Origin of the sequence: uncultured Metabacillus sp., assembly GCF_947503125.1 — a bacterium.
GTDB lineage: Bacteria > Bacillota > Bacilli > Bacillales > Bacillaceae > Metabacillus.
Map to the genome: position 1 here is coordinate 156,279 of NZ_CANNCR010000007.1, position 12,746 is coordinate 169,024.

A 12,746-nucleotide genomic window follows, 5' to 3' on the forward strand; every position below is an offset into this window, starting at 1 on the left:
CAACTTTAAACTTTATCCCAATCTTAACAGACAGTAAACCCATCTGATAAAAGTCTCACTTTTTCATATATTCCCTTTAAATATCTCCTTTTGTTTACATAAACGTGTCCACCTTGTAATAAATATGCTATAAGACGCGAAAATTCGGGAGGAAACAAACTTGAGTTTGGACTATCTATATAGCACGTTAAGACTTTTATTAATTGTTGGAATATTGGTTATCGGTCTTTCCTTTTTTTATTATTTATCAACTTTAACCTATCCTTTTATCATCGCTATTTTTATCGCTTTTCTTATAAATCCGCTCGTAAATTTATTGGAGCAAAAGGGAAAATTCCCAAGAGGCATAGCGGTTATTACAGCAATCTTACTTTTAATTTGTATTATTGCGGGAATCCTTATCCTATTAGTTGCTGAAATCGTGTCTGGTACTACATATTTGGCAAAGGTGATCCCCGGGCATTTAAAACTGCTTACCGTTTACCTTGAAACCTTTTTTGTTGAAAAGCTAATGCCAATATACAACCAGTTAACCTACCTTTTTAATAATTTAGAGTCTAATCAACAGCAATCCATCATCGCAAATATCCAAAACATAGGTGAGCAGGTGTCCTCAAGCGTTGGAAATTTCATCAAAAGCTTTTTAGAAAATATACCTGCCATGATTAGCTGGCTTCCCAATGCAGCAACTGTCATCATTTTTTCTTTGCTGGCTACTTTTTTCATCAGCAAGGACTGGTATAAGTTTAAACATACCTTAAGTACGATCTTGCCGGTTAAAGCCAGAAAAAGCGGCAGAACTATTTTTGAAGAATTAAAAAAGGCATTGATCGGTTTTATTCGTGCCCAAACAACCCTTATCTCGATTACAACAACAATCGTACTAATCGGACTACTTATCCTTCGGATTGATTATGCAATAACGATCGCTTTGCTGATAGGGTTAGTTGATATCCTTCCATATTTAGGTACAGGGCTGGTATTCTTTCCTTGGATTATTTATCTGGCTTTTAGTGGAAGTCTCCCACTTGCGATCGGAATCGGGATCCTTTATCTGATTGTATTAATCCAACGTCAGGTGATGGAACCAAAAGTTCTTTCCTCAAGTATAGGATTAGATCCACTTGCTACACTTGTTTCTCTTTTCATTGGGTATAAATTAATTGGGTTTTTAGGCCTTATTGCAGGTCCGGTTACTTTAGTCATTTTCAAGACATTGCATAGTGCTGGAATATACGAGGATTTATGGGCATTTGTTGTAGGCAAAGGAAAATAATGGAAAGGATGACTTTTTGTCATCCTTTCTCTATTAACGAATGATCGTTATTCGATTTCGATCAATCCACTTACGAATAAGTGTGATGAAGAAGGGTTTTATTTTTTTCCTGCTTAAAGGAAATAACAATAAAAAACCTGCTATATCTGTAATAAATCCAGGGGTAAGAAGCAATAATCCTCCAACTAATATACATAATCCATCAATGATCGCATCACTAGGTATTTGTCCATATTGCATTTGATGCTGTACTTTTCTTATCGCTTCGATTCCTTGTTTTTTAGCAAGCCAAGCCCCTATGACACCCGTGAGGATAATCAAGAGGACTGTTGGTATGACCCCAATGGTTTTACCAGATAAAAGGAGAAAACCTATTTCTAAAGCAGGTATGACAATGATGAATAGCATTAATAATCTCATCTTCTCACCTCTTAAATAAGAGACATGGTTAAGGACAAGCTCTTTTTATTCGTTTTTATATTCCTATTCTATTCGTTTTCTTAATAAAAGAGAAGTAATCTGTCCAATTGAAAAAGGAACCGGTAAAAACCGATTCCCCTACTTTTAACCAAAAACTATTTCTTAAAGTACACTTGCATGTCCTTGGTAGATTACGCCACGTACAGCGTCAACTGTTATATCCTGTCCGTCCTTTAGTAAGGTTGTAGCATCTTCGACTCCTACAATGACAGGAATTCCAAGGCTTAACCCTACAACAGCAGCATGGCTTGTTAACCCGCCTTCTTCTGTAATTAATGCAGAAGCTTTCTCAAGCGCCTCCATCATATCACGATCTGTACTTTGGGCAACAAGGATAGATCCTTTTGTCATCTTTTCCTTAGCATCTTTTGCTGTGCTTGCAACAACAACCTTACCGAAGGCTGATTTTCGTCCAATCCCTTGACCTTTTGCAAGAACATCTCCGATTACATGTACTTTCATTAAGTTTGTTGTTCCGGCTTCTCCAACTGGAACACCAGCAGTAATCACAATTAAGTCACCATGGGAAACAAAACCACTGTTTATTGCTTCAATAACTGAGTTATCAAGCATTTCATCTGTAGTTGTTGAATGGTTTCCGCTTCTTGGATATACTCCCCATACAAGCGCAAGCTTACGAGAAATTGAGTCAGAAACCGTTACCGCGATAATTGGTGCTTTAGGACGATATTTTGAGATCATTCTAGCCGTATGACCGCTTTCTGTTGGCGTAACAATTGCTGACACTCCAAGATTTAATGCTGTATATGCAGTTGATTGCCCAATTGCATCCGTAATTGTTGTGCCAACTTGAGCACTGCGTTTCGTTAAAATGGCTTTATAGTCTAAAGCTTGTTCAGCTCTTGAAGCAATGTTATGCATCGTTTTAACCGCTTCTACTGGATATGATCCCGCTGCCGTTTCACCTGAAAGCATAATCGCATCTGTACCATCAAAAATAGCATTTGCTACGTCACTTGCTTCTGCACGAGTAGGTCTAGGATTACGCTGCATGCTATCAAGCATTTGTGTTGCTGTGATAACAGGTTTTCCTAATGCATTACACTTTCTAATTAATTCCTTTTGGACCAATGGCACTTCTTCAGCAGGTATTTCCACACCTAAGTCGCCACGAGCAACCATAAGACCATCAGACACTTCAAGGATTTCATCGATATTGTCTACGCCCTCTTGATTCTCTATTTTAGGAATGATTTGAATATGACTTGCATTATGCTCTTCAAGTAATTCTCTAATTTCAAGTACATCTGAAGCACGACGAACAAATGAAGCTGCAATAAAGTCAACGTCCTGCTCGATTCCAAATACGATATCTTTTGCATCCTTTTCCGTAATACCTGGAAGCTTAACACTCACACCTGGTACATTTACACCTTTTTTGTTTTTTAATGTTCCGCTGTTTTTAATAAGTGTTTTTATTTCATTGTTAGCTTGATCTAAGCTAATAACTTCAAGTTCAATAAGACCATCATCTAAAAGGATTGTCGAGCCGATATGTACATCGTCAATTAAACCTTCATATGTAACAGAGAATTTTTCTGTGGTTCCGATAACCTCATTCATAGAGATGATAATTTCTTTCCCAGCCTCAAGCTCAATTGCACCATTTTCCATTGTATGAGTTCGAATTTCTGGACCTTTTGTATCCAATAAGATCGCAACCGTTTTATTTAGCTTTGCAGAAGCCTCTCTAATGTTTTTAATTCTTGCTCCATGTTCTTCAAAATCACCATGAGAAAAGTTTAAGCGTGCAACATTCATTCCTGCTTCCATTAACTCTGTTAATTTCTCAATCGATTCACTAGCTGGTCCGATTGTACATACAATCTTAGTTTTTCGCATTTATGTTCCTCCTACCAATTGTGTGGAAAGGAGGCAGCTCTATGTAAGAAGAGATTACCTCTAATTCCACTTATAATACGGTTTTATATATTTGTTCGATTTCCCCGCAATTAACTTAAGCTCTTTAAATCGGGATCTTTATGAAAACGATCCCACCCTTTATCTATTATATAGATAGTTCTTTAGATAAACGGTACATATCATTGTCAATTGTATGAGGTTGATCCAGTATTTCTAAAATATCATGATGGACCAATTCATTCTTCTGGATACCTACACAACGTCCGCCCTTACCTTCAAGTAGTAATTCAACAGCGTAAGCTCCTAATCTGCTAGCTAATACACGGTCAAAAGCAGTTGGTGATCCTCCGCGTTGAACATGTCCTAAAACAGAGACGCGTGTTTCATAAGAAGTAGCTGCTTCAATTTGTTTTGCAAATTCCACTCCGCTTCCAACACCTTCTGCTACAACGATAATACTATGCTTTTTACCACGATCATGGCCGCGCTTTAAACGAGTTATAATATCTTCCATATCATAGTCAGCTTCTGGAATCAAAATCGTTTCGGCTCCTCCTGCTAAACCAGACCATAATGCAATATCCCCAGCATGTCTTCCCATAACTTCAATAACATATGTACGTTCATGTGATGTAGCTGTATCACGAATTTTATCAATTGCATCGATTACCGTATTTAGTGCAGTATCAAAACCAATTGTATAGTCAGTTCCAGGGATATCGTTGTCGATAGTGCCAGGTACTCCAACACATGGGAATCCATGCTCAGTAAGCTTTTTAGCTCCCATATATGAGCCATCTCCGCCTATAACGACTAATCCTTCAATACCATGCTTTTTCAGCTGCTCAATACCCTTTTTTTGTCCTTCAATTGTCTTAAATTCAGGACATCTAGCAGAATACAATTTTGTACCGCCGCGGTGAATAATATCTCCAACAGAACCTAATTCTAATTTTTCAATACGACCTTCAATTAATCCGGTATATCCGTGATAAATACCGTATACTTCAATATTATGATAAATTGCCTTACGAACAACTGCCCTTACAGCAGCATTCATACCTGGAGAATCTCCTCCACTCGTTAAAACACCTATTTTCTTCAAACTCTTCACCCCACTATATAATATAGCATTATTCATTTAATTAAAAACTAACTTGCAATGAAAGTCAAAAACAACATAAGCTGTATGCAGCTTTTGTCGAATAACCTTTTTAAGAGCCTATCTCATTATACAATAAATTCATCTCTGTGTTTAATGAATTATGTAATTTTGCTAAATTATTGTCCTTGCTTGCATGCTTGGTTGATTGCACCAACGTCCATGAATATATCTATTACTCAAAAGAAACGTGGACCAATGGCCACACGTTCTTTATTTTACCCCAAGTAACTCATTTGTAAATGATACTTGCCCTATTCTTTTATACTTTTCGTATCGATGCTGAATCAACTCTTCGCCATTCATTGCTGAAAGAGCCTTTAAAGAGCTTGCTAATACTTCTTCTATATACCCTGCTTGTTTTGTGATATCTTTATGTGCTCCACCTTTAACTTCAGGGATAATTTCATCAACAACGCCCAGTTCCTTTAGGTCTGGTGCTGTTATCTTCATTGTTTCTGCTGCCTTTTTAGCTAATCCGGAATCCTTCCATAGCAAAGCTGCAGCACCTTCTGGTGAGATAACAGAATAAGTAGAGTTTTCTAACATATGAATGTGGTTGCCAACACCCAATGCTAAAGCACCTCCACTACCGCCTTCACCAATAACAACGCAAATAACTGGTACAGACAATCCAGCCATTTCAAACAAGTTTTTAGCAATTGCTTCGCTTTGACCGCGCTCTTCCGCTGCTTTTCCTGGATAAGCGCCTTTTGTATCAATAAAGCAAATAATAGGACGGTTAAATTTATCAGCTTGCTTCATTAATCTTAATGCTTTACGATACCCTTCAGGATGCGGCATACCAAAATTCCTTCTGATATTTTCCTTCGTATCCTTCCCACGTTGATGACCAATAACGGTAACAGGAAGCCCCTTAAACTTAGCAATCCCGCTTACAATGGCTTCATCGTCGCCAAAATAGCGGTCACCATGACATTCAAAGAAATTAGTAAAAATATGTTCGATATAATCTAATGTTGTCGGTCTATTTGGATGCCTTGCAATTTGGACTCTGTCCCAAGGCTTAATATTCGTATAAATCTCATTTTCGAGTTTTTCCAATCTAGCTTCAAGTTTCTCAATTTCAGAGGTTAAATCAACATCTGATTGGCTAGTAAATTCTTTCAGTTCACTGATTTTTTTCCTAAGCTCGACAACGGGCTTTTCAAATTCCAGTTCGCCTACCATGTTATTTCACCTCCTGCTTGATGGATATCTAGAATATTCTCAAGCGTATCCTTTAACTCTCGACGATCAATAACGGCGTCAAGCTGTCCATGCTTTAATAAAAATTCAGCAGTTTGGAAATCTTCAGGAAGCTCTTCCCTTATCGTTTGCTCAATAATTCTTCTTCCTGCAAATCCGATTAATGCGCCAGGCTCTGCAAAATTATAATCACCAAGAGAAGCAAAGCTTGCAGATACACCGCCTGTTGTCGGATGTGTCATAACAGAAATAATTAAACCGCCATTATCGCTATAAAGCTTTAATGCAGAGCTCGTTTTTGCCATTTGCATTAAGCTTAGGACACCTTCCTGCATTCTGGCACCACCAGAAGCAGTTAAAATAATAAAAGGCAGGCCTTTTTCATTTGCTTTTTCAATTGCACGAGTAATCTTTTCTCCAACCACTGAACCCATGCTTCCCATTCTGAAGCTGGCATCCATAATGGCAACAGTCGTTTTATAACCGTTTATCGTGCCTTCTCCTGTAACAACCGCCTCATTTTGCTTCGTTTTTTGACGGTCCTTTTCAAGCTTTTCCTCATAACCTGGAAATTGCAATGGATTTTCTGAAATCATGTCTTTATCATATTCAACAAAGCTATTCTCATCAAATAAACTCTGAATTCGTTCTCTTGCATTCATTTGATAGTGATAGCCGCAATTTAAACAAATCTTATGGTTTTTTACTAGTTCTTTTGAATAGATAATTTTTTTGCAGCTTGGACACTTGCTAACTATTCCTTCTGGAACATCTTGTTTTGTTTGCTCGGATGGAACCTGCGCATATTTTTTTTTCTTCGGTTTCGGTTTCGTAAATAAATCTTTTAACAAAACGGTACCTCCCCTTTTCTAAAGCTGTTTCATCGTTTCTCTACAAATCTTTTTCACTAACGTGGCACCTCATAATGTTTACTATAGATATCATAGCTGTGTTAGGAAAGCAATAGTACATGACCCTCGTTATTACTTTAACGAAAGTTGAACAAGCATGTTGTTGAAGTATGTCAGTAACTATTCGACATTTTCCTCAAGTGATATGGCCTCATATGCTTCAAAAACTTTTTCTCGTTCTTTATTTAATAAGCCTTTTATAAGCATTTCTAATTTTTCATCCGGATAAACCATCCCCACATCCCGTTTGCAGACATACGTAACATACTCATTTAATACAGACCATATTCGAAAAAGGAGATGGTTATTAGATAATTGCATAAGTTCTTTCATTACTTCATATCTTGTCATTGTATGGTTTGTAAGCTTTTCTATTAAAAGAATAAGTTCTTTTTCACAATTATTTTGTAATAGTAAATTAAGTGCATTGTTTTCCAGAAGAACATTCATTTCTATAATATCATCAACCACTTTTGAATCTTCTAAAATGAATGTTCCCAGCAATTCGATAAGATGATGTTCCCTGAAGTCTTTAAGAAATGTTCCTTCTCCCCTTCTTGTTTCAATCATCCCTAATAGCTCAAGTGCACGTAATGCCTCCCTTACAGAGGATCTACCTACCTTAAGCTTGTCAGCAAATTCTCGTTCAGAAGGGATCTTATCACCATAAGAAAGCTGATTTTCAGCGATATAAGCTCTAATATGACGAAGAATTCCTATATAAACTTTTGATTGTTCAGTCGTCAAAGACAAATCACTCACTTCTACTCAATAATCGCAAGCCTTCTTGTTTTTTCAGCAACTTCCTCTGGATCTACTTTTATTCTCGCTACCCCTGTCTCCATCGCGGTTTTTGCCACGGCAGAAGCTACTGCTGGAGCAACGCGAGGATCAAAAGGAGCAGGAATAACATAATCTGGCCTTAATTCATTTTCAGTAACAAGTGAGGCAATAGCTTCAACTGCTGCTATTTTCATTTTCTCATTAATATGGGTAGCGCGAACATCTAATGCACCTCTAAAAATTCCCGGGAATGCCAGCACATTGTTGACTTGATTTGGAAAATCAGAGCGTCCCGTACCAATAACCATAGCTCCAGCTGCTTTTGCATCCTCCGGCATAATTTCCGGAACTGGGTTTGCCATTGCAAAAATGATTGGCTGATCGCTCATTGATTGAACCATTTCTTTTGTTAACGCACCCTCAACAGATACACCAATAAAGACATCGGCATCTTTTATTACATCAGCAAGGGATCCGGCAATTTGATCTCGGTTCGTAAATTTTGCCACCTGCGCTTTTACTTCATTCATCCCAGTCGGACGATTCTCATAAATAGCACCTTTTGAATCACACATAATAATATCTCTAACTCCATAAGTATATAGAAGTTTAATGATTGCAATCCCTGCTGCCCCGGCGCCATTTGCAACTACTCGTATATTCGACATGCTTTTATCAACTAATTTCAAAGCATTTACAAGACCTGCAACCGTTACGATTGCTGTTCCGTGCTGATCATCATGGAATATCGGAATATTCGTTTCCTTTTTTAAACGCTCTTCAATCACAAAGCAGTTTGGTGCAGCGATATCTTCAAGATTGACCCCGCCAAAGGTTGGCTCAAGAAGTTTAACCGTATTAACGATTTCATCAACATCTGTAGTATTTAGACATATTGGAAAAGCATCTACCCCCGCAAAGCTTTTAAATAATACGGCTTTTCCCTCCATGACAGGCAAAGCAGCCTCCGGTCCAATATTCCCTAGTCCCAGCACTGCTGTTCCATCTGATACAACTGCAACCATATTCCCCTTCATGGTATAGTCATATACTTTATTTTGATCATCATAAATATCTTTACAAGGCTCCGCGACTCCTGGTGAATAAGCAAGACTTAAGTCATGTGCATTTCTAACAGGTATTTTAGACTTCGATTCAAGCTTTCCTTTGTTTACACGGTGAATATGTAATGCTTCTTCTCTCAATGACATCATGAACATCCCCTTTGTACCTTGTAAAGTTGCAAGAACAGACTATTGTTCAAGAACTTCTCGTAATTTTATCCTATCTCATAAGTGGTCTGACCACCTATAATCCTATTAAATGATAACATAATTCATTTGTTTGTAAAGAAGGTTTTATATCCAATCGTTTAGAAAAGCCCCATATGATCTAGGAAAGCTGTCCTTCTATTTCCTATAACATAGGTTTAGAAGAAATGATTATTATTGACTAATTAGATGATTATTTCTTTAACACCACATTACTTTTCCCTAATAATTTTATCAATTCATTCAAGCATTCTTCTGTTGGCGAAATAAAATACTCTTTACCTAGCTGTACCGTACGTTTATCCGTTTCATAATAAAGAAAAACCGGTGTATCGCCATGAAAAGCTTTAAGAAGTTTTTTTACACTTAAGAGTCTTTCTGATTCCATTTGCCGATCAATTTTTATAAAAAGCTTGCCAAACCCGTCTTGGCTAGGCAGCTCCTCTGGTAATATGACCTGTTGGATGATAAACTGAACTTTTTCTTGACGTCTTTCTACTTTCCCCTCTAAAAGAAAAATGTTCCCAGAAGACATTTTTTCGCTAAATTTTGTATAGAATTGCGGGAACATGACCGCATCCATCTCACCAGTCTCATCACCAACTTTTAAAAATGCCATTACCTCGCCTTTTTTGGTGCGAATGGTTCGGATACTTGAAACCATGATCCCAATTGAAGCTCGTTTATTTAGTTTGACCTGTACTTCATCTATCAGGTCTGCACCGGCCAGCTCAAATTTCTTTCGATGCAATTCTGCAGGATGACTTGAAAAATAAAAGCCGAGCGACTCTTTTTCAAACTTTAATTTTTCTTCTATTTTAAATGGTTCAACTTCGATGTATTTAGGCTTTAGAGTAAATTCCTCTTCATTAAATAAGTCAAATTGCTGATCATCTGCCGGTTTTAACAGCTCCGCATGCTCAATGGCAACATCTAAACTGGCAAGCAAGGTTGCACGGTCTACCCCAAAATCATCCATTGCCCCTGAAAAGATTAATTGTTCGATTGTACGCCGATTTACAATTTTCATTGATACCCGGATGCAAAAATCAAATAAGTCGATGAATGGTTTCTTTTGCCGAGCATGAAAAATTTCCTTTATCGCTGTAATACCAACATTTTTTATCGCCATTAAACTAAAGCGCACCATACCATTTTCAACTAAAAAAGGATATGCGCTATTATTTACTGAAGGAGGTAAGATCGTCACTCCTTTTTGCTGGGCTTCACGAATATACTGTGAGACCTTCTCATCATTTCCAATGACACTTGTTAATAAAGCTGTTGTAAAATACAGTGGATAATTTGCTTTCAGAAAAGCAAGCTGATAAGCAATCATACTGTAAGCAACTGCATGGCTTCGATTGAAGCCGTAATTAGCGAATTTGACGATCAAATCATAAGTTTTCATCGCTACTTCTCGGTCATAACCATTTGCCAAACAGCCTTTTACGAAATGCTCTCTTTCCTCATCAAGGACTTCCTTCTTTTTCTTACTAACTGCACGTCTTAATAAATCAGCTTCACCTAAAGAAAAGCCAGCAATCGTTGAGGCAATTTCGATAATTTGTTCTTGATAGACAATAACTCCATAAGTTGAATGCAAAATGGGTTCAAGAGCAGGATGCAAATAATGCACTGGTTTTTTGTTATGCTTTCTTTCAATGTACAGAGGGATATTTTCCATTGGCCCCGGACGATATAAGGCATTTACCGCGACAATATCTTCTAGACTTGTTGGCTTTAAACGCTTTAATACATTTCTCATTCCTTCCGATTCCAGTTGAAAAATCCCAGTTGTATCTCCGCTTGAAAGAAGAGCAAATGTTTTTTTATCTTGATAAGAAATGTTCGTTAAGTTAACTGAAACTCCTTCTTCACGCCGAATTAATTTTGTTATATTTTCTATCAAGGATAAATTTCTTAGACCTAAAAAATCCATTTTTAATAAGCCTAAATCCTCTAAATAATCCATTGTAAACTGAGTTAAATAAACATCCTGTGCCCCATTTTGTATGGGGACAATGTTTGTAAGAGGCTGGTCGCTTAGCACAACACCTGCAGCATGTGTAGATGCGTGCCTTGGAAGTCCTTCAATTTTTAACGCTGTATCTATTATTCTTTTATATAAATTGTTTTCTTGTATCGCTTTTTGTAAATTTTTAGATTCTGATATGGCTTTTGAAAGGCTGACACCAGGTCGGGATGAAATTTGTCTGGATAGGTAATCCATTTCTTTTGTCGAGGCTCCCATGACTCTCCCGACGTCACGGATTGCAGCCTTTGCTGCCAATGTACCGAATGTAATAATTTGTGCGACATGGATTTTTCCATATTTCTTCGCAACATATTCAATAACTTCGTCACGTCTTGTATCTGGAAAGTCAATATCGATATCAGGCATCGATATTCGCTCAGGATTTAAAAACCGTTCAAACAATAGACGATGCTTTATTGGATCAACATCCGTTATTTTTAAGACATAGGATACAAGCGAGCCTGCCGCAGAACCCCGGCCGGGACCAGTAAGAATACCATTTTCATGAGCATATTTCATAAAGTCCCATACAATGAGAAAATAATCACTAAAATTCATTCTTTTGATGACACTTAATTCGTACGCTAGCCGATCTTGATAAACCTTATCTATTTTCTTAATCCGTACAGGCAATGCTTTTCGGCAGAGCATTTCGAGATAATCATCCGCACTTTCCTGATTGGGTGTTGGGAATTTGGGCAGGTGAGTTACCCCCAGTTCAAGATTCACATTACAACGATTCGCTATTATTAATGAATTTTCCAACGCTTCTGGATGATCATCAAATAATGTAATCATCTCCTGCGGCGATTTTAAATAATATTCATTTGGTGTTTCCAGATCCACATGTTCATCTGAAAGCTTCTTACCATTTTTAATAGCGACTAAACATTTTTGAGCAAAAAAATCTTCTTTCTCTATATAAGAAACATTGTTTGTTGCAACAATCGGTATTTGTGTTTTTTCACTTAATAAGATGATTTCTTCCATAAGCTGTTTATCTTGATGTAAGAAGTGATTTTGAATGCCAAAATAAAAGGATTCCTGTCCAAAAATCGCTTGATATTTCATTGAAAGCTCTTTCGCTTTCACACGATTACCTTCCATAAGCATTTGTTCAATTTCCCCATCCGAACCGGGGGTAATTGCAATTAAACCATGGCTATAACTCTTTAACCATCTTACAGGCAGCCCATCTGGAGTTTTCGTTTGCAACGCACTGCTGATCTTGATTAAATTTTGATACCCGCTATTATTTTCAGCAAGTAATACAAGCGGAGCAGCTTCTCTTTCCTCTTGATCATCGATCACTTTTATCGTTAATCCAATAATTGGCTTAATATCATGTTGCTTGCATAATTTATAAAATGCAATTGCTCCGTACATAACATGGTCATCTGTTAAAGCAAGGGCTTGAAAATGAAGCGATTTTGCTTTACTTACCAGCCTGTCCAGCTTTGCTGCACTTGTTAAGAGACTGTAAGCACTTTTTACTTGAAGGTGAACGAAAGGCAAAATAATCCCTCCTTTCTTAATGCTATTGATCTGTATAGTGCTTTCTTAACTATATCCTCCATTATATTCTTAGATTTTTATTGAGACAAATAGTAAGTACAAGAGTTTGGTTGTCTACAAAACTATAATCTACATCTAAATCACTAGCTTTGCATAAAAATCTTAGCATTTAGTCAACCATCTCATAAAATGGGAAATAATCCAAAATAATTACATT

General features: G+C 37.2%; 9 protein-coding genes. 1 reads left to right on the plus strand and 8 read right to left on the minus strand.

Going from position 1 to position 12,746, the window contains the following annotated elements; translation table 11 throughout:
- Nucleotides 1-160 precede the first annotated feature (160 nt).
- A complete protein-coding gene (gene ytvI, locus Q1B07_RS07980) occupies nucleotides 161-1,276 on the plus strand; it encodes a sporulation integral membrane protein YtvI (RefSeq protein ID WP_299089566.1) in 1,116 nt (371 codons plus the stop codon).
- A 33-nt stretch (nucleotides 1,277-1,309) separates the two neighbouring features.
- On the opposite strand, the gene Q1B07_RS07985 is transcribed toward ytvI, so the two are convergent.
- The 8 genes from Q1B07_RS07985 to dnaE form a co-directional block, all read right to left on the minus strand.
- On the minus strand, nucleotides 1,310-1,696 hold the full coding sequence (locus tag Q1B07_RS07985) for an FxsA family protein (RefSeq protein WP_299089567.1): 387 nt from the start codon (nucleotides 1,694-1,696) through the stop codon (nucleotides 1,310-1,312).
- A gap of 162 nt (nucleotides 1,697-1,858) precedes the next feature.
- Nucleotides 1,859-3,619: a pyruvate kinase gene (pyk, locus tag Q1B07_RS07990; RefSeq protein WP_299089569.1), complete on the minus strand. Its 1,761-nt coding sequence runs from the start codon at nucleotides 3,617-3,619 to the stop codon at nucleotides 1,859-1,861.
- A gap of 166 nt (nucleotides 3,620-3,785) precedes the next feature.
- Nucleotides 3,786-4,745: a 6-phosphofructokinase gene (gene pfkA, locus Q1B07_RS07995; RefSeq protein ID WP_299089571.1), complete on the minus strand. Its 960-nt coding sequence runs from the start codon at nucleotides 4,743-4,745 to the stop codon at nucleotides 3,786-3,788.
- Between the two features lie 270 nt (nucleotides 4,746-5,015).
- Complete coding sequence (accA, locus tag Q1B07_RS08000) at nucleotides 5,016-5,993, minus strand: acetyl-CoA carboxylase carboxyl transferase subunit alpha (protein ID WP_299089572.1); 978 nt, start codon at nucleotides 5,991-5,993, stop codon at nucleotides 5,016-5,018.
- Nucleotides 5,987-6,862: an acetyl-CoA carboxylase, carboxyltransferase subunit beta gene (gene accD, locus Q1B07_RS08005; protein ID WP_299089574.1), complete on the minus strand. Its 876-nt coding sequence runs from the start codon at nucleotides 6,860-6,862 to the stop codon at nucleotides 5,987-5,989. Before accD ends, accA begins: the two co-directional genes overlap by 7 nt.
- 180 nt (nucleotides 6,863-7,042) lie before the next feature.
- Complete coding sequence (locus Q1B07_RS08010; protein WP_299089576.1) at nucleotides 7,043-7,669, minus strand: GntR family transcriptional regulator; 627 nt, start codon at nucleotides 7,667-7,669, stop codon at nucleotides 7,043-7,045.
- A 17-nt stretch (nucleotides 7,670-7,686) separates the two neighbouring features.
- The gene (locus tag Q1B07_RS08015; RefSeq protein WP_299089577.1) at nucleotides 7,687-8,916 is read right to left on the minus strand and encodes a malic enzyme-like NAD(P)-binding protein; all 1,230 of its coding nucleotides are present in this window, start codon (nucleotides 8,914-8,916) and stop codon (nucleotides 7,687-7,689) included.
- 253 nt (nucleotides 8,917-9,169) lie between these two features.
- Entirely contained in the window at nucleotides 9,170-12,529 is a 3,360-nt protein-coding gene (gene dnaE / locus Q1B07_RS08020; protein ID WP_299089578.1) for a DNA polymerase III subunit alpha, read from the minus strand.
- Nucleotides 12,530-12,746: the final 217 nt, after the last annotated feature.